Origin of the sequence: Noviherbaspirillum suwonense (genome assembly GCF_900182955.1) — a bacterium.
Lineage (GTDB): Bacteria > Pseudomonadota > Gammaproteobacteria > Burkholderiales > Burkholderiaceae_D > Noviherbaspirillum_A > Noviherbaspirillum_A suwonense.
This window is the reverse complement of the sequence record NZ_FXUL01000024.1, coordinates 86,455-105,002: the sequence shown is the minus strand read 5'-3', so window position 1 is coordinate 105,002 and position 18,548 is coordinate 86,455. Positions and strand designations below refer to the sequence as shown.

The 18,548-nt window shown below is 63.4% G+C and carries 15 protein-coding genes and 1 pseudogene; 1 reads left to right on the top strand and 15 read right to left on the bottom strand.

Features of this window, described 5'->3' with window-relative positions; all coding sequences use genetic code 11:
• Positions 1 to 95 precede the first annotated feature (95 nt).
• Positions 96 to 905 (top strand): annotated as a pseudogene (locus tag QOL82_RS23815) (transposase); the annotation flags it as partial.
• Positions 906 to 983: 78 nt separating this feature from the next.
• Here QOL82_RS23815 and QOL82_RS23810 read toward each other — a convergent pair.
• The 15 genes from QOL82_RS23810 to QOL82_RS23740 all read right to left on the bottom strand — a co-directional run bounded on the left by QOL82_RS23810 (position 984) and on the right by QOL82_RS23740 (position 18,511).
• The gene (locus QOL82_RS23810; protein WP_283444795.1) at positions 984 to 1,346 is read right to left on the bottom strand and encodes an AMP-binding protein; all 363 of its coding nucleotides are present in this window, start codon (positions 1,344 to 1,346) and stop codon (positions 984 to 986) included.
• A 263-nt stretch (positions 1,347 to 1,609) separates the two neighbouring features.
• Complete coding sequence (locus QOL82_RS23805; RefSeq protein WP_283444794.1) at positions 1,610 to 1,915, bottom strand: hotdog family protein; 306 nt, start codon at positions 1,913 to 1,915, stop codon at positions 1,610 to 1,612.
• Positions 1,916 to 1,970: 55 nt separating this feature from the next.
• Positions 1,971 to 4,349, bottom strand: a complete 2,379-nt coding sequence (locus tag QOL82_RS23800; protein WP_283444793.1) for an alpha/beta fold hydrolase — start codon at positions 4,347 to 4,349, stop codon at positions 1,971 to 1,973.
• Positions 4,349 to 5,050, bottom strand: coding sequence for a transglutaminase-like domain-containing protein (locus QOL82_RS23795; RefSeq protein ID WP_283444792.1), 702 nt, complete (start codon positions 5,048 to 5,050; stop codon positions 4,349 to 4,351). Before QOL82_RS23795 ends, QOL82_RS23800 begins: the two co-directional genes overlap by 1 nt.
• Position 5,051: 1 nt before the next feature.
• A complete protein-coding gene (locus tag QOL82_RS23790) occupies positions 5,052 to 5,933 on the bottom strand; it encodes an SDR family oxidoreductase (protein WP_283444803.1) in 882 nt (293 codons plus the stop codon).
• A gap of 24 nt (positions 5,934 to 5,957) precedes the next feature.
• Positions 5,958 to 6,392 (bottom strand): PaaI family thioesterase, encoded by a 435-nt coding sequence (locus tag QOL82_RS23785; RefSeq protein WP_283444791.1) that lies wholly within the window; start codon positions 6,390 to 6,392, stop codon positions 5,958 to 5,960.
• Positions 6,389 to 6,850: a PaaI family thioesterase gene (locus QOL82_RS23780; protein WP_283444790.1), complete on the bottom strand. Its 462-nt coding sequence runs from the start codon at positions 6,848 to 6,850 to the stop codon at positions 6,389 to 6,391. Before QOL82_RS23780 ends, QOL82_RS23785 begins: the two co-directional genes overlap by 4 nt.
• 193 nt (positions 6,851 to 7,043) lie before the next feature.
• Positions 7,044 to 8,189: an acyl-CoA dehydrogenase family protein gene (locus QOL82_RS23775; protein WP_283444789.1), complete on the bottom strand. Its 1,146-nt coding sequence runs from the start codon at positions 8,187 to 8,189 to the stop codon at positions 7,044 to 7,046.
• Complete coding sequence (locus QOL82_RS23770; RefSeq protein WP_283444788.1) at positions 8,186 to 10,198, bottom strand: acetyl/propionyl/methylcrotonyl-CoA carboxylase subunit alpha; 2,013 nt, start codon at positions 10,196 to 10,198, stop codon at positions 8,186 to 8,188. The genes QOL82_RS23775 and QOL82_RS23770 overlap by 4 nt, the downstream gene beginning before the upstream one ends.
• 13 nt (positions 10,199 to 10,211) lie before the next feature.
• On the bottom strand, positions 10,212 to 11,021 hold the full coding sequence (locus tag QOL82_RS23765; RefSeq protein WP_283444787.1) for a crotonase/enoyl-CoA hydratase family protein: 810 nt from the start codon (positions 11,019 to 11,021) through the stop codon (positions 10,212 to 10,214).
• Between the two features lie 19 nt (positions 11,022 to 11,040).
• A complete protein-coding gene (locus QOL82_RS23760) occupies positions 11,041 to 12,636 on the bottom strand; it encodes an acyl-CoA carboxylase subunit beta (RefSeq protein WP_283444786.1) in 1,596 nt (531 codons plus the stop codon).
• A 217-nt stretch (positions 12,637 to 12,853) separates the two neighbouring features.
• Positions 12,854 to 14,851 carry an acetyl/propionyl/methylcrotonyl-CoA carboxylase subunit alpha gene (locus tag QOL82_RS23755; protein WP_283444785.1) on the bottom strand — a complete coding sequence of 666 codons (1,998 nt, stop codon included), beginning with the start codon at positions 14,849 to 14,851 and terminating at the stop codon, positions 12,854 to 12,856.
• Between the two features lie 66 nt (positions 14,852 to 14,917).
• Complete coding sequence (locus QOL82_RS23750; protein ID WP_283444784.1) at positions 14,918 to 16,525, bottom strand: carboxyl transferase domain-containing protein; 1,608 nt, start codon at positions 16,523 to 16,525, stop codon at positions 14,918 to 14,920.
• 34 nt (positions 16,526 to 16,559) lie between these two features.
• Positions 16,560 to 17,348: an enoyl-CoA hydratase/isomerase family protein gene (locus QOL82_RS23745; protein WP_283444783.1), complete on the bottom strand. Its 789-nt coding sequence runs from the start codon at positions 17,346 to 17,348 to the stop codon at positions 16,560 to 16,562.
• Positions 17,345 to 18,511 (bottom strand): acyl-CoA dehydrogenase family protein, encoded by a 1,167-nt coding sequence (locus tag QOL82_RS23740; RefSeq protein WP_283444802.1) that lies wholly within the window; start codon positions 18,509 to 18,511, stop codon positions 17,345 to 17,347. Before QOL82_RS23740 ends, QOL82_RS23745 begins: the two co-directional genes overlap by 4 nt.
• Positions 18,512 to 18,548 lie beyond the last annotated feature (37 nt).

The window sequence follows — 18,548 nt, the reverse complement described above, 5'->3', positions numbered from 1 at the left end:
AGAGGAAATAACGTCACTGCAGGGCTGACTGCCCATCGCCAAGGGTGGGGAAATTTACTTCGGCAGATTTGAGGAAATCACGAGCGGCATTGACAGCTCTGCCTGCCAAGGCCGGTGCGGCTGACCAGGCCGAGAAGAACGATCCTGACCTGGATATTCCGGCCGAGTTGGCTCGCCGCGAGGATCGCCTTGCGGTCATATCTGCTGCTCGGGCGCGGCTGGAAGAACGGCAGCGCCAGGCAGACATCGAGCGTGGGCGCAGTGCCGACGATGATGACGGGCCACCTGCAGGCGACGGCAAGCCAAAGAAAAAATCGAGGTACAAGTATCGATTCGGCGAGCCCAAGCCCAAGGCGCAGGAAAATTTTACGGATCCGGAAAGCCGGATCATGAAGCGAGCGGAAGGCGGCTTTGATTATTGCTACAACGCCCAGACCGCGGTCGATGACACAGCGCACATCATCGTTGCCGTCGAATTGACCAATAGCGGTGCGGACAGTCAGCAGTTACCCAAGGTACTGGGGGCGGTAAAACGAAATACCGGTGCCGATCCACAACAGGTCGTCGCTGATGCCGGGTATCGATCAGAGGCCGTCTTCGAAGCGCTTCTTGAACATCCTGCTGAGCTGATCGTCGCCCTCGGCCGCGAGGGGAAACAGGAAGTCAGGATTGATCGGAGCAAGCGTCCCCTGTCAGCGGCCATGGCCGAAAAATTCAAGTCGGTCGTCACGCAAGAAGCGTATCGCAAACGCAAGTGGTTATCCGAGCCGCCCAATGGCTGGGTGAAAAACGTCCTTGGATTTCGACAATTCAGTATGCGTGGTCTGGTTAAAGCGCAAGCCGAGTGGAAGCTCGTCTGCGCTGCGCTCAACCTGCGAAGAATGGCCAATATGATGTCTGCATGACGCGAACAAGGGCCGGATTCCCCCCAAAAACACCCCGTTCAAGCCATGACAACTCACCAAATCAACTGCTGATCGACTTCATCCCGAACTCGAAGGCAATTTCGGCATCCGTGCGACTTCATTGAGCAGTTCGGTACGGTCTGCCGCGCAGACTCCTAGCATGAAGGTCAACTCGCGGTGGCGGAAGATCGGCATCACCGGGTTGGTTACCGCGCCGATGCGCAGACAGGCCAAGTGCAGTGCCACAAACTGCCACCAGTTGGGCAACTGGTACGACACGGTGGTCGCCTGCCCAGTCATGCTGTTGAGGTCAGTTACGGCCACTTTGTCGAGGCGGCTGGGCGCGACTTCGTCCAGAAAATCGAGCTGGGTCTTGTTGTGCCAGTAGCCGCCGGCCTGGGCTTGTTGAACCAGTTTGGGGCTTAGTTGAGATTCGATCATGTTGTCACCTTGTCGCTGTATTGAAGTGGATTGAATCTGGCCGGGCCGGGATAGGCGGGCGCATCCGTTACGCTCGCGAACCTTGAACGCCGGGATCATGGGGCGCCGGCTTCCTTGGGGAGAAAGGTCAGTGTCTCGGTGAAGTCGGCGATGGCTTCGCCGCGCTGATTGATCACCAGGTGCTGAATATCCATCAGTGTGTAGCCACGCGCGGTCGGCGGGCGCAGCCGTGCATCGCTCTCGACGCGAATCGGGTCGCCGGCCTACAGGCGCGCCTGTAGGCCGGTCATGCCGCCGAAGGGGCCGACCGCATGACCTTCGAGCGTGCGTTCGATGATGCCGGCCACGTAGGTCGCCAGCAACCCCATGCCCAGCGAGATGATCATCGGCCCGGGCGCGAAGCGGCTGCGGTGGGGCTCCGTCATGTTGGTCTGGATGCAATCCATGTCAATGAAGAAGGGCTCGTGCAGTCCGGCCGCATTGAGGAAGCTGACGACGTCGGTTTCGGTGATGGTGCGCCGGTGCATCTTGAATCGCTGCACTGGTTCGCCGTGGGATGCCTGGGTCATGTTGTCGTCTCCTTCATGGACGGTTCTGGTTGAAAATTGTCCGCTGTGAGTCGCTTCAGGCCCGACCATGCGCGGCCTTGACGACCTCACGGTCCATCAGGCCGGCAGCGGTGCGGGGCAGGGTCGCCACAAACACCACGTGCTTGGGTTTTTTGTAGCGCGCGATGCGCCCGCCCACGAACTCGATCAATTCTTCGGCGCTCAACGTGTGCCCCGCCTTCAGCACGCAGATGGCCTTGACCGCCTCGCCCCACTGCACATCCGGCACGCCGATCACCACCGCCTGCGCCAGCGCCGGGTGTTCCAGAATCGCCCGCTCAACCTCGGCCGGATAGACGTTCTCGCCACCCGGCTTGATCAACTCCTTGGCCGGTGAGCGTCCGCTGTACCAAAGGTAGCCATCGGCGTCGATGCGCCCCATGTCACCGGTGTGGTGCCAGCCGTTGCGGAACGTGAAGGCGTTGTCTTCGTCGCGGCGCCAGTAGCCTTGGAACACCATCGGCCCGCGCACCACGATCTCGCCGGTGGCGCCTGTGGGCAGCGGGCGGTCCAGCTCGTCCACCACCGCGACCGTGTTCATCGCGGTGGGACGCCCGGCGCTGCCGGGGCACTCGTCAAACGGCGCCAGGCTGATCGAGCCCGAAGTTTCGGTCTGGCCGTAGGCACTCCAGAAAGTCGCCTGGGGACAGCTTGTGCGCAGGCGCGCGATGGTTTCGGGCACGTCGATTCCCGACACCACGCGCAAATGGTCCAGCGCCGAGCCCTGGGCCGCGGCAGCGTCCAGCAGGGCGCCCAGCATAGGTGGAAAAGTGCCGATCAGGCTGCCGCCGCCCTCGTCGATATGTTTGACCAGGCTCGCCGGATCGAAACGTGTCAGCAGCAGCGTCGCCCCGCCCGCCTGCTGCGTGGCCAGCATGAAGCCGATGGCGGCCACGTGAAACAGCGGCAAGACCCCCAGATTAAGGTCCGCCGGCGTGAGACGCCAGGCCAGTTGCGTCTGCATGCCGGCAGCGATCAGGCCGCGGTGCGAGAGCAGTGCGCCGCGCGGCCGCCCACCCACGGCGGCGGTGTGTATGACGACAAAACCAGCGTCGTCGCTCAGATCGACGGACGGCACGTCGCGATCGAGATACAATTCGCTGAACGGTTGCCACGGGGCCAGCGCGGCGCCCAGCGTGTAGCGCAGCGTGTCTTCCAGACCCTGTTGCGGCAGCAGAGCCTTGAATTCGTCGCCCACGATCAGTATCGTGGGCGACACGTCCTCGATCAGATAGGCCACTTCCTCGGCCGACAGCCGCCAGTTGATGGGTACCACGATCGCGCCCAACCGGGCTGCGGCGCCGAACAGATCGACATATTCCAGGCAGTTAGAGGCCAGTATCGCCAGCCGGTCACCCTGCTCAACGCCCGCAGCCGCCAAACCGGCCGCCAACTGCGCCGTGCGTTCGGCGTACTGGGCATGCGTCACCCGCTGATGGCCGAACACCATGGCTGTCTTCGAGCCGTACAGGCTGGCGTTGCGCACAATGAGATCGCGCAAGGTAAAAGATCGCAAATTCATTCCATGCTCCTGGTTCAAATTCGCCGCGGACTGCGCGGGCGGCATCACTTCTTGCAAAAAGGCCGCGACGCTGGCAGCAAAGGCATCGTTGGCATCGCCGGCAATCATGTGGCCGGCGCCCTTCAGATCGACAAAACGCGCCTGCGGCAAGGTTTGCACCAGCGCGCGCGCATCTTCTTCGCTGATCACGTCGCTGCGCTGGCCGCGCAGCAGCAAGGTGGGCGCCTGCAGGCCGCGCAAGGCGCGCTCGTAGCCGTCCGCGTCGCGCCGGTGGTTGTGGTTGGCGTCGCTCATCAAGCGCGGATCCCAATGCCAGACCCAGCGGCCTTGCCCATTAAGGCGCAGGTTTTTCTTCAGGCCGTCAACTGGCCCTTTCATCGGCCGCCCACGGTAGGCGGCGATGTGTTGCGCGGCTTCTTCAAGCGACGCAAAGCCATCGGGCCGCGCCCGCATGAAGCGCACGATGCGCTCTACACCAGCTTCTTCCATACGCGGCGCAATGTCCACCAGCACCAGCGCGTTGATCGGCGGCGCATCAACGCAGCCCACGGCGGCCATGCTGATCAAGCCGCCGAGGGAAGCCCCGACCACCGCCAGCGGCGTCCCCAGGTCGCGCCAGATGCGGCACATGGTGACAGCCAGCGTCTCTATCCGGTAGTCGCCATCGGCGGCCCAGGCACTGTCGCCGTGGCCCGGCAGATCCAGGGCAACAGTGCGCCAGCCTGCATCGGCCAGGGTCTGTGCGGTGCGGCCCCAGGCATGGCGCGTTTGGCCACCTCCGTGCAGCAGCAGCACCGTGGGCGCACCTATCGGGCCATATACATCGGCTACCAGAGGGCCACCAATGAAGCCGGAAAATTCTCGACGCGCCATCACGATGCCGGGCCCACCTCTTGTTCGAAGTCGGCACCATTGTCCGCAACCTGACCCCAGTCGGCGAAAGTCTTGTAGTGCTCGCGCCACGAGGCCAGCATTTCCTTCCGAGGCAAGTCGGCGTAGGTCCCGTGGTCATGCACATACTCCATATGACGGCGGCCACTGACATCGAATTCATGGAAGATTGAGTCGACGCTGCCGTCGAACTCGAGCGGCCGGATACCTGCTTTCTCGCACAGGGAGCGGTTGAAGGAGGGCGTCGCCTTGAGCCACTGTCCGTCAACCCACATTTCGGTGTAGCCGTGAAAGACGAACAGGTCGGTGCCCATCATATCGTAGAGCCGCTTGCTGGTCAGGTGGTTGCGAACATCGGCATAGCCCACCCGCGCCGGCACGCCCAGAACGCGGGCCGCCGCCGCCAGCAGCGCCGCCTTGGGCACGCAAAACCCCCTCCCTGTCTCGATCACATGACTGCCCTTCAAGCCCTGAACCGTGGTGTCGAAGTGGTAGGGATCGTAGAGAAACTCATCGCGCACGGCGTAATAGAGCTTGACCGCGATCTCGCGCGGCGCCATCGAGACGTTTGCCACCCGGCGCGCGAACGCGATCACCGCCGGGTGATCACTATCCACGTAGCGGCCGGGCGCAAGATAACTCGACGGATCGTTCGAATTTATGGTTTGCATAGTCGCGTCCATGTCATTGATCCTTGACGCTCAGGCACTTTGGCGGTTCGGCCAACGCAAAGCCGTTGAAGGCCTTGGACCGGTCATGTGGCTGCAATTTCCAGGTCGGGCGGGCATTGGGCACGCCGCCGTCGACGCGAATGCAAGAACCTGTGATGAAAGCCGCCGCCTCGCACAGCAAGAACACAATGGATGCCGAAACCTCGGCCTCGGTGCCATAGCGTTGCAGCGGCACCTTGGCTTTCAGGCTGCGCAGTTCGGCCTGCATCTCGGGGCTGTAGGTGTCAAGGCCGCTGCTGGCGATCCAGCCCGGCGCGACTGCATTGACACGCACGCCGGCGTATGCCCATTCGCAGGCCGCCGTCTCGGTGAACGACAACATGCCGGCACGCGCCGCGCCGCTGTGCGCCATGGTGGGCATGCCGCCCCAGATGTCGGCGATGATGTTGACGATGGCACCGCCATGGGACTCCATGGACTGGTTAAAGACCTCGCGCGCCACCAGGAAACCGCCGGTCAGGTTGTTGCGCACCACGGCATCCCATCCCTTCAAGCTGATGTCCTTGACAGGCTGCGGGTACTGGCCGCCCGCGTTGTTGACGAGCCCATCGATCTTGCCGTGCAGGGCAATGACGTCGGCAACCATGGCTTTGACGCCCGGCTCGTCGCGAATGTCGCATGGATGGATGCTGGCCTGGCCTCCAGCCCGCCTGATCTCGGCCTGCACGGCTTCAAGTTTCTCGACGCGGCGCCCGACCAGCGCGACATCGGCGCCCAGGTTGGCCAGTTCATGCGCGGTGCAACGACCAATGCCGCTGCCGCCGCCGGTGACGATAACGGTCTGGCCTGCGAACAGTCCGGGGCGAAATACGGAACGGTATGTGGATTGAGTCATTTTGGGCATTTCCTTTCTTTGCCTTCAGCCGCGCAGCATGAAATTGCCGTGACCATGGGCGATGGGTTTATCGGGGCTAGATTGCCATGCCTGGATGCGCAGGTTCGCAACCCGCTGGCCCTGCTTGACCATCACGACGTTGGCGTAAGTGTCCTGCGGCCGGCCCGAGCGCAGGTAATCAATATTGAAATCGATGGTCTTGGGCAAGTCCCGGCTATCCATGTGCCACAGCAAGTAGAACAGGCCGGCGCACTCCAGAAATCCGCCCGTGGCGCCGCCATGCAACGCCGGCAGGATGGGGTTGCCTATCAGCTTTTCCTTGAACGGCAAGACGCAGGTGAACTCTTCGCCCTTCACGTCGATGCGCAAGTCCAGAAAACGTGCAAAGGGCACAGCCTGGATCACTTCGCGCCAGTCGCCCTTGGCACGTGCATGGTTGATTTGTTCGGTCCAATTCATCGTGGCACCTCCTCGTCGCGCAATACCGGACGCCCGGAAGTAAACATGTAAATACCGACTGCAGTGGCGATGGGATCGTCCGGCGTGTCGTGGTAGGCGGCACCGCGCACGAATGCCAGCTCGGAGGTCAGCTTGTAGCAAACGGCACCTCCCAGAATCGCCCGCCCCGGAGTGGCAGGTTTGAGGTAGTCGATGCGCAAATCCAGCGTGGCCATCGGCCTCATCTCCGGCAACCTGACGAAAATCGCGAATCCGAACGCGGCGTCGAGCAGCGCGGTGATGACTCCTCCATGCAAAACCCTGGTCTTCGGATCGCCCACCAGCGCATCCTGGTACTCGACTTTGAGCACGCACCGCTCGCTCCGCACGGAGTGCGGCAAGAGGCCGAGTTCGCGGTTGTACGGCGCCACGTGCGCGAATTGCTGCCATCGTCTTGCAATTTCTTCTTCGTTGATCATTTGTGTTTCGGCCATCTCGACTTTGCTCCCAATCGTGTAAGGGTGGATAATTTTTCGGCCGCCGTCTCAGGGTGCGGCAGGACGACTGCCGATATTTCGTCGCATCGCACCTGACGATGTCGCTTGAGCCGCAGCAGGTGCGCCAGGGTCGCGCCCATGCTCCCTGTTTGCGCAAAAAGCAAGGTGCCGGTATTCACAGCCGTTTCGCCACTTCTTCCAGCATCACTTCGGTAGCACCGCCACCGATGGCTTCGACCCGCGCGTCACGCACCATGCGTTCGATTGCCGCTTCACGCATGTAGCCAAAGCCGCCATGAAACTGCTGGCAGTCGTAGAGCACCTTATTGACTAATTCGCCGCAGAGGGACTTGACCATGGACACTTCCTTCACACACTCGCGGCCCTGCGCATCCAGCCAGGCGGCGTGGTAAACCAGTTGGCGCGCCGCAGCCACCTGCGACGCTCGCATCGTCAGCCGCTGGCGGATCGTCTGCTTGTCCCACAAGGTGGCGCTGAACGCCTTGCGATGGCGCACGTAATCCAGCGTCAGCTCGATCCCGCGGCTGGCCTCGCCCACCGCTTGCGCGCCCAGCACGATGCGCTCGTTCTGGAAGTTGCGCATGATCTGGTAGAAGCCCTTGTTCTCGCCGCCCAGCAGGTTGCCGGCCGGGATGCGACAATTCTCGAACACCAGCTCGGCCGTGTCGCTGCAGAGCCAGCCGCTTTTCTTCAGCGCGCGCCCGACTCGGAATCCCGGCGTGCCCTTCTCGACGATGAAAATCGAGATGCCGCGCGACCCCTTCGCCTCGGTGTCGGTCTTGGCACCGACGAAATACACATCGCCATGCACGCCGTTGGTAATGAACATCTTGCTGCCGTTGAGCACCCAGTGCTCGCCGTCGCGCACGGCGCGGGTGCGGATGCCGGCCACGTCAGAGCCGGCGTCGGGCTCGGTGACGGCCACCGCGCAGATCATCTCGCCGCGCGTGATGGCGGGCAGATAGCGCGCGAGCTGTTCCGGGCTGCCGTAGTTGGCCAGGTGCGGCGAGGCCATGTCAGTATGCACCGTCACCGTGACCGCGAATCCGCCAAAAGTCGAACGGCCAAGCTCCTCGGCCAGGATGGCGCTGTAGATGGTGTCAAGACCGGAGCCGCCATGCTGTTCGGGATAGCGGATGCCCAGATAACCCAGTTCTCCCATTTTTCGCAGCACCGCGCGCGGCACCATGCCCCCCTCTTCCCACGGCGCGGCCTGCGGGACCACCTCCTGCTCGACAAAGCGACGCAGGTTGTCGCGGAACTGACGGTGTTGCTCGTCAAAATAGATCGGTTCGTTCATTGTTTTTCCTCTGATTCCATCACCACCAGTACATCGCCGCCACGCACCGCATCGCCCACCCGGCAGCGCAGTTCGCTGACCCGGCCCGCTGCAGGCGCGCTCAGCGTGTGCACCATTTTCATGGCTTCCATCTGCACCAGGATGTCGGCGGCACGCACCGCAGCGCCGACACCCACATGCACTTGCGTCACCATGCCGGGCATGGGTGCAAGCAGACGGTTGCCGCCGCGCTCTTCAGCGGCAGCACCGCCCTTGAGCGCGCGCTGCCAGCGGTCCAGCCTGCGCCAGGTGCGCGTGCGGCCTGCGCCGGTTAGCCACAGGCGCTCGCCGTCAACCGCATGTTTTTCCACCGCCACCGTATAACGAACGGTAACGCCATCGCGCCCGACCTCCAGGGTGTTGCCCGCCAGCGTTGCCGAAAACTCTTGTTCCACACCGGCGATGCGAACGCGCCAGCGTTCGTCCATCGGCCACACAGTGGCCTCGTTCACGCGGAGGCCATCGTCCTCGAGCAGCACCTGTGTGCTGCCGGAGCCAACCGCGCCACCGAGCATGCGCCAGGCCCCCAGCGAATGCCAGGCAGATCGGCCCGCGTCAGCCCGTGCGGCCAGCACGCCATGCAGTGCGGCGGCGATCATCAGCCCGTCGTCCTCCCGAGCCTTCCAGCCGTCCGGAAAAGCGCGCCCGATATAGTGGGTCGAGAGCTGTTGCGCAAAGTGGCGGTGGCGCAGCAGGTCGGATAGAAAACCGAGGTTGCCGTGTACGCCGAGCAGGGCCGTGTCGTCCAGCGCAGCGACAAGCCGGCGCGTGGCGGTCGACCGGTCTTCGGCATGGGCAATCACCTTGGCCAGCAGAGAGTCGTAAAAGAGCGTGACCCGGCTGCCGGCGCGCACGCCGCTATCGATCCGAACGCCTTCGCCGGATGGCTCGCGGTAGCCGATCAGCTTACCGATCTCGGGCGCGAAAGCGGCGGCCGGATTCTCCGCGCATACCCGCGCCTCAATCGCGCAGCCATGCTGCGACAGCTCCGACTGCCCAAAGCCGAGCGGCTCACCGGCGGCGGCCCGCAGTTGCCACTCGACCAGATCGAGGCCGACCGTCATCTCGGTCACCGGGTGCTCCACCTGCAGCCGGGTGTTCATTTCTAGGAAGAAGGTATTGCCGCTGCCGCTGTCATGAATGAACTCGATCGTGCCGGCGCTGTCGTAGCCGATCGCACGCCCGATCGTCAGCGCATGGGCGAACAAGGCTTCGCGCACGGCGGGTGCAAGATGCGGCGCCGGCGCTTCCTCAATCACTTTCTGGTGGTTGCGCTGTATCGAGCACTCGCGCTCGAAAAGATGCACCAGATGCCCGTGCTTGTCGCCCAGCAGTTGCACTTCCAGATGGCGCGGCTCGGCGAGGTAGCGCTCGAGCAGCACGCGGGCATCGCCGAACGCGGCCTTGGCCTCGCGCCGCACGGTGTCCAGCGCTGTGGGGAAATCGGCGGCTGCGCGCACCACCCGCATGCCCTTGCCGCCGCCGCCCGCCGAAGCCTTGATCAGCACCGGATAGCCAATCCGCGCGGCGGCTTCGGACAGCGTCGCGTCGTCCTGCTCATCGCCGTGGTAACCGGGCACCACCGGCACGCCGCACTCCAGCGCGATGCGTTTGGATTCGATCTTGGAACCCATACGCCGGATGGCGTCTCGCGAGGGCCCGACAAAAACGATGCCGGCCGCCTCGCAGGCATCGATCAGGGCCAGACTCTCGGACAGGAATCCGTAGCCTGGATGGATGGCTTGAGCGCCCGCAGAACGCGCCGCGCCCAGGATCGCCTCGGCATCCAGATAGCTGCGCGCGGCCTCCGCCGGGCCGATGCGCACGGCGGTGTCGCACAATGCCACGTGCAGCGCATCGCGGTCGACGTCGGAGTACACTGCCACCGTGCGCAATCCCATGCGCCTCGCGGTGCGCGCGATGCGGCAGGCGATCTCGCCTCGGTTGGCAATGAGGAGTGTGTCAAACATCAGCGGCAAACTTTCATTTCGCCGCGCAGGCCTGCCGCCAAGCGGGCAGCCGTCTGCCGAAAAATGCAGCGATGCCTTCTCGGCCTTCCTCGGTTTCCCAGGCATCGGCCAGCTTGTCGGCGGCGTAAATCATGTTGGTGTCCAGGTCATGCGCATGAACGTACGCCACCAGTTTCTTGGTTGCCGCCACCGCGCCGGGCGCGCACTGGAGCAGGTCGGCGAGTTCGCGCTCGATGGCGGCGTCGAGCTGGTCCGCCGCGACTACGTCGGACACCAAGCCCAGCCGCTGCGCTTCGGGCGCGCTCATGCGACGCGCCGTCAGGAAGGTGCGGCGCGCGTTGGCCTCGCCCATGCGGGCGACCACATAAGGCGCGATGTTGGCCGGCAACAGTCCCAGACGCACCTCGGTCAGCGAGTACACGCCTGTGTCGGCCGCAATCGAAATGTCGCACACCGAGATCATGCCGACGCCACCGCCGTAGGCGGAGCCGTTGATGCGCCCGATCAACGGCATCGGCAGATCGTTCATGGCGCGCAGCATGCGGGCCAGATCGGCGCTCTCGCTGACGCGCTCAGCGCGGCTCTTCTTCATGTTTTCCTGCATCCAGCCGAGGTCGCCGCCAGCGCAGAAGGTCTTGCCGGCGCCGGTTAAAACGACCGCATGCACGCCTTGGGCATTGCCCAGCCAATCGACCGCAACGCACAACTCACTGATCAAGGTGGCATTGAGTGCGTTGTGCGTGTCGGACCGATTCAGCGTCAGCCGGGCCACGCCGCGGGCGTCGATCTCGAGCAACAGGGTTTCAAATTCGGGAAGATTCATGGTCCGGTTCTCTTTCATATTACATGCGATAGACCGGTGTGGCAGTGCGCGCTAGCTCATGGCGCGCCGCCAGGGCAAGCGCCAGGCCCAGCGTATCGCGCGAGGCCGACGGCACGATGAGACCGTCGTCCCACAGGCGCGAGGTGGCGTAGTAAGGGTCGCTCTGGCGCGCGTATTGATCGCGCACCTGGCGCTCGATCTCGGCCAGCCGCCCCTCGTCGGCCGGGCCGCGCAGGTTGGATTGCGCCAGCTCGGTCATCACGTTGCTGCCGATGTCGGCGCTCATCGTGGCCACCCTTGCGCTCGGCCAGGCGAACAGGAATTCGGGCTCGAAGCCGCGACCGCACATGCCGTAGTTGCCGGCGCCGTAGGAGCCGCCCACCACCAGCGTGAGCTTGGGCACCCGTGCGCAAGACATCGCGTAGACCATCTTGGCGCTGTGCTTGGCAATGCCGCCGCGCTCTGCCTCGGTTCCCACCATGAAGCCTGGAATGTTTTGCAGGAACAGCAGTGGCACGCCGCGCTGGTTGGCCAGCTCGATGAAATGCGCGCCCTTCAAGGCCGACTCGGAGAACAACGCGCCATTATTGGCGAGAACCGCGACCGGCTGGCCGTGGATCGCGCCAAAACCGGTGACCAGCGTATCGCCCCACAACGGCTTGAATTCATGGAAATCGCTACCGTCGAGCAGCCGCGCAATGATCTCGCGCGCGTCGTAGGGCTGTTTCGGATCGGCCGGCACAATGCCGTCAAGCTCTCGCGGGTCGTAGCGCGGCGGCCGGGGTGGCAGCGGCGGCGTCATGGGCGCTTCGGGCGGCAGACTGGCGACGATCTGTCGCAACATGGCCAGCGCCTGGCGCTCATTCTCGGCCAGATGATCGCAGACACCGGAGACGCGGCTGTGCATCTCGGCGCCGCCAAGGGTTTCGCCATCGGCCACCTCGTTGATCGCGATCTTGACAATCGACGGGCCGCCCAGGTGGATTCGGGCATTGCCGCGCACCATCACCACTTCGTCCGACAACGCGGGGATGTAGGCTCCGCCGGCAGTGCAGCCGCCGAACACGGCCGAGAGCTGCGGCAGGCCGGCCTGCGACATGCGGCACTGGCGGTGAAAGCTGTTGCCGAAATGATCCTTGTCGGGAAAGACGCGGTCCTGCTCCGGCAGGAAAGCGCCGCCACAGTCAACCAGATACAGGCAAGGCAGACGCAGGCGCTCCGCGATCTCCTGCGCCCGGATGTGTTTCTTCACGGTTTCATGGAAGAACGAGCCGCCCTTGACGGTTGCATCATTGGCGATGAACATGCAGGGCCGTCCGGCCACCATTCCGACGCCGGTGACGATGCCCGCGCCCGGCACCTGGTTGCCGTACTGCTCCCAAGCCGCCAGCGGCGAGAGCTCCAGGAAGACGCTGCCATCATCGACGATGAAGTCGATGCGCTCGCGCACCAGCAGCTTGCCGCGCTCGCGGTGGCGCCGAATGTGCGCGTCGCGCCCACCTGTGGCCGCTTCGGCCAGGCGAGCGCGCAGAATATCGATTTGTCCCGCGTGGTGGGCCAGGTTGTTGCCGAAGTCCGAACCTCGCACATCGATCAGCGTTTCAATCACGGACATACGGTGCCATCCCCCGTCGTCGCCGGAATGATCTTGTTCTGTACTCGGCCCATGACCAACTCCTGTACTGTAAATCCCGCACGGCGTGAAAAAATACCGCGCCGCGCGATCCGCCAAAGAATAAGTCTGCTTCTCCATCTGAAAAGCCCTCGCGCCGGCCCTCTTCATGGAACTCGACCGAAGCCGCCGGGTTGCTGGTCGCTGATATCTCTCTGGATCAGGCCGGGCTGACCTCGGCCAACACCTGATGGCGCTCGACCATATCCCCAATCCGGCAACGCAGACTGCTCAAACTACCGTTGTAAGGTGCCGTTACATGGAACTCCATCTTCATGGATTCGAGCACGATCACGGTCTGGCCCGTGACCAGCGCATCACCGACCGCGCCCTTGACAGCGACCACTTTACCCATCATCGGCGCGCCCAGTTGCCCGCTGGCGGCTGCGTCACCGGCAGCGCCGCCCAGATAGGGTTCCGCCGTAAACACGCCGCTGCCCAGCGCACTGGAGAACTCAACGTGCTGCGCATCTCCCCGCATTGCCAGTTCCAGCGCACGCCCGCCGCACTGCAACAGATAACGGCCATCCGCAATCGGCTGCAGCGTGGCGTTCACCATTTCCTCGCCGATGACCAGCGTGCAGGCGCCGTTGACGTCGCGAGCCGAAAACCGCACCGGCCACTCGGCCCTGTCTGCCTTCAACACCAGAGCCGGCTGGGGCGCGGCCTGAATCGGCCCGCTTGACAGGCGCCAACCGGTGAAGCCATCCCACAGCGTCCAGCAGCCCAACGCGGGCGACCCAGCCCGCTGTTGCGCCAGCCAGTGCAGCGCAGCCGCCGCCAAGTGTTCGATCGGCGGCGCGGCGGGCGCCACCACGCCGCGCTCGGCATGGCGCTCGTCGATCAGGCGGGTGTGGAAACTGGCGTCGCGGGTCTCCGGCCATTCGAGCAGTTCATGCAGAAACCGCAGGTTGGTGACCAGGCCGATCACCGTGCTTTCGCGCAGTCCGGCCACCAGTGCCCGGCGCGCCGACTCTCGATCGGGGCCATGCGCAATGAGTTTGGCAATCATCGAATCGTAGTGCGGCGATATCTCGTCGCCACTGTCCACACCGGATTCGACACGCACGCCCACCCGCGAAAAATCGACCACCTGCAACCGGCCCGAGGCAGGCAGAAAGCCAGCGGCGGCATCTTCCGCGCACAGTCTGGCCTCGAAGGCATGGCCCGTGCAACGCACTTCAGCCTGCGTCAGAGGTAGAACGCCGGTGGCGGCGATGCGCAGTTGCAACTCCACCAGATCAAGGCCGGTCACTTCCTCGGTGACTGGGTGCTCGACCTGCAATCGCGGATTGACCTCCAGAAAATAATGTTCATCGCCGGCGACGACGAACTCCACCGTGCCCAGGCCGCGGTAGTTGACACCTGCGACTAGCTTCACCGCATCGGCCAGGATGGCCTCGCGCAGGCGCGGATCGAGGCCGGCGGACGGGGCTTCCTCGATCACCTTTTGATGGCGGCGCTGCAAGGTGCACTCGCGCTCGAACAGGTGAATGGCGTGACCCCGGCCATCGCCGGCCACCTGTACCTCCAGATGCCGCACATGCGGCAGATAACGCTCGACGATCAGTTCGCCGTTACCAAAGGCTTTTTCGGCCTCGCGCATGGCACTCTCGATGCGCAACTCCAGCCCCTCCAGCGTCTCGACCACCGCCATGCCACGGCCACCGCCACCAGCCACCGCCTTGAGCAGCACGGGCAGCTTCATACCGCGCACCAGGCGCAGCACCTCGGCCGGGTCGGTCATGGCGCCTTCGCTGCCGGGAATGACCGGCACGCCCAGGCGGGCGGCTTCCAGTTTGGCGCTGGCTTTACCGCCAACGCGCTCGATGGTCTCGGCTCGGGGCCCAATGAAGGTGAGTCCAGCCACGTCGAGCGCGCGCACAAATGCCGCGTTTTCTGAGACGAAACCATAGCCTGGATGCACGGCGTCCGCGCCGACGCGCTTGGCCGCCGCGACGATGGCCTCAATGTTAAGGTAGCTCTCGCTGGGCGCAGCGTCCCCGATCTCGACCGATTCACCGATCTCGCGCACATGACGGGCAAACCGGTCGGCACTGGAATGCACGGTGGCCACTTCCAGACCGAGCTTGCGGCAGGTGCGGGCAATGCGGCAGGCGATCTCGCCGCGGTTGGCAATGAGGATTTTTTTAAGCATGCCCAACTCCTGCAGTGAAGTGGGTCATCAAGACGGTGTGGATGCGTTGCATGGCTGGCGTCCTGGTTAGAAACGGAAGACACCGAACGGCGTCGGTTTGGCGGCAGTACGGGATGCGAGGTCGAGCAGCAGCCCCATGGCGTCGCGTGTTTCCACCGGATCGATGATGCCGTCCACCCACAAATTCGATGAGAAGTTTGTAGCAGGCTGGAAGTCTTCGTAAATCTTGCGCACTGGGGCCTTGAACGCCTCTTCTTCCTCGGGCGTCCACTCTTTTCCCTCGGTCTTATTGATCTGTTTGCGAACCAGCGCCATCACAGTGGCGGCCTGATCCGGACCCATAATGGCCGCGCGGCCGGTCGGCCAGGCGAACATCGCGGTTGGGTTAAACGGCCGACCGCACATGGCCAGGTAGCCGGCGCCGTAAGAGGCGCCCATGATGATGGTGTACTTGGGCACGTTGGCCGAGGCCATCGCCGTGATCATCTTTGCCCCGGCCTTGGCGATGCCGGCCTGCTCGGCGGCGCGACCGACCATGAAGCCGGTCACGTCGGCCATGAAAAGCAGCGGGATGTCACGCTGGCAGCACAAATCAATGAAGTGTGCCGCCTTCATCGCGCTGTCCGGGAACAGCACGCCTTGGTTGGCGAGGATGCCAACCTCGTGGCCGTGGATGCGCGCAAAACCGGTTAGCAGGGTGTCGCCGTACATCGGCTTGAATTCTTGGAACCGGCTGTCGTCGACGAAGCGCGCCAGAATCTCGCGCGTGTCGGTCGGAATCTTGGTGTCGCGGCTGATGATGCCGTAAATCTCACGCGGATCAAACCGCGGCGGCATCGAGGGCTGGCGCGTCCAGCGCGGCTTGGGCTGCTCACCCAAGTCCCGTACGATTTCACGCGTGATCGCCAGCGCGTGGCGGTCATCTTCGGCGATGTGATCGGTGACGCCGCTGACGCTGCAGTGCATCTCGGCTCCGCCCAGCAATTCGGCATCCACTGTCTCGCCCGTCGCTGCAAAGGTCAGCTCGGGGCCACCGAGGTACATATAACCCTGTTCCTTGACAATCACCGCCTCATCGCACAGCGCCGGGATGTAGGCACCGCCGGCCGTGCAGGGCCCCATCACCACGGCAATCTGCTGGATGCCTTCGGCCGACATGCGAACCTGGTTGTTGAAAATGCTGCCAAACTGGCCTACATCGGGAAAGATGTTGGCCATCTCCGGCAAGAATGCGCCACCACTGTCCACCAGCGTGATACAGGGCAAGCGGTGTGCCCAGGCAATCTGCTGCGCCCGCACATGCTTCTTGCAGGTCATGCCATAGTAGGTGCCGCCCTTCACGGTCGCGTCATTGGCAATGATCATGCAAGGACGGCCCTGCACCAGGCCGATGCCGGTGATGATGCTGGCGCCCGGCGGCACGCCGTGGTACATGCCTTCTCCGGCCAGCATGCCAACTTCCAGGAAAGGCGAGCCAGGATCGAGCAATACTTCGACCCGATGGCGCGGCAGGATTTTGTTGCGCGCGAGATGCTTTTCCCGCGCCTTCAGGGGGCCACCGGCCAGCGCCAGTTGGCGACGACTCTGCAAATTCGCAATCACGGCCTCGTAGGCTTTGCAGTTGAGTCGAAATTCGTCGTCGGAAGTCGACACACGTGAGGAAAGAATGGTCATATACGCTCTTGCACCGATATGTAAGGAAAAGTACTCAGGACTTGAACGCCGGTGTACGGCGCGCTTCGAAAGCCGCCAGTCCTTCACTGATATCGTCATCAAGCAGGGCGGCACTGACCAGGTCTTCCTCGAGCTTGAGGCCGACCTCCGACGAACCCTCCATGCCCTGCCGCGCGAGGCGCTTCATGTTGGAAATGCCGATGCGGCTGCGCGTGGCAACCTTGGTGCAGTACGCCAGCGCCGCCTCGCCCAGCGTCTCAGGCTCAACCACATAGTTCACCAGCCCCCACTGCAGGGCCGTGTCGGCATCAATCCAGCGCGCCGAGAAGAATAGATCCAGGCCACGTCGCAGGCCGGCGACGCGCGGGATGCGCTGGCTACCACCCCAACCAGGAATCAAGCCGAACTGGGCATGCTGATCACCAAAACGCGCGTCCTTTGCGGCAAAAATGATGTCGCAGGCCAGCATCAGTTCGCTGCCACCGGCCAGAGTCAGGCCCTGACAGGCCCCAACCACTGGCAGATCGCTGCGCTCAAGGCGCTTGAGCACGCTGTGGCCATAGCTGATGAAATGCTTCAACCTGGCTGGATCGGCGCGCAGCGACTTCACCTCATCCAGGTCGGCCCCGGTGCAGAAATGCCTGCCTTGCGCCCGGATCAGAATGGCGCGCACACCGGAGTCGGGTTTCTCGAACCCGTCGATGGCGGCCTCGATGCCCGCATGAACGGACATTGACAGGCAGTTGAATTTTTCGGGTCGCGCCAGTTCGATGATGCCAACGGCGCCTTCACGGCTGACCACCAAGGGATATGTCTGGCTCATGATTTGTTCTCCTTCGCATATTGCACCGCCGCGCGCCCAACGCGCTCGCGCGCAACGATCAGTTTCATGATTTGCGCCGTGCCGTCGCCGATTTCCAAGCCCATCACGTCGCGCAGGCGCTGCTGGTGCGGCAGATCCATTGACCAGCCATAGTGACCAAACGTCAGAAGGCACTGATGGATCGCGTCAAAAGCGGTTTTGGGCCCCATCCACTTAACCATGGCCGCTTCCGTGGTGTGCGGTTGGCCTGCGTCGCGCAAGGCCAGGCCGTGGTAGCAGAGCTGGCGGCAGGCGGCAATGAGGGTCTCAAACTCGACAATCGGAAAACTTACACCCTGGTACTGCGCCAGCGGTGAACCAAAGGTGTAACGCTCCTTCACGTACTCCCAGGTTTCGTCGATCGAGGCTTGCGCAGCGGCCACGCACTGCAGCGCGATCAGGATGCGGCTGAAGTCGAACCCCTGCATCACCTGCGTGAACCCCTTGCCCTCTTCGCCCAGTCGGTTCTCGACCGGCACCTGCACGTCGTCGAAAAACACCGAGCCACGGCCGATGATTTTGCTGCCTACATCGTTGAAGCGCGTGCGCTGCACGCCTTTCTGGTCCAGGTCCACTAGAAACGCGGTGATGCCGCGAGCGCCCTCCTCGGGCTTGCCGGTGCGCGCGAACAACACAATGGCATCGGCCTGATCGGCAAAGGTAATTGAGGTCTTCTCACCGGAAAGCACGTACTCGTCGCCAACGCGACGCGCCTTGAGTTGCAGATTAGCGGCATCCGAGCCGCCCCGCGGTTCGGTCAAACCCAGAGCGACGATGGCCTCGCCCGCCACGATCCGGCTGTTCCAGGTGCGCGCCAACTCGGGCGACGCATTGGCATGAATAATGGCGCCCATCAGCGAACTAAGCAACTGCATATAGCTGACGTTGAAATCGCCATAGGCAATTTCCTCGGTAATGATGCCGGCCGTGACGCCACTCAAGCCCAAGCCGCCATATTCCTCGGGCAGATCGACACCGATCAGACCGAGTGAACCCATTTCCTGGAATAGCGCCCGGTCAATACCCGGCTGCGACTCGCGCTTCTGGTAATCGGGCCTGAGTTTCTCTCGCGCAAAGCGGCGCGCCACGTCACGCAGCGCAATTTGATCTTCATCGAACATCATGGGTAATACCTCCTGGCTGACTGTTGCCAAAATCGCC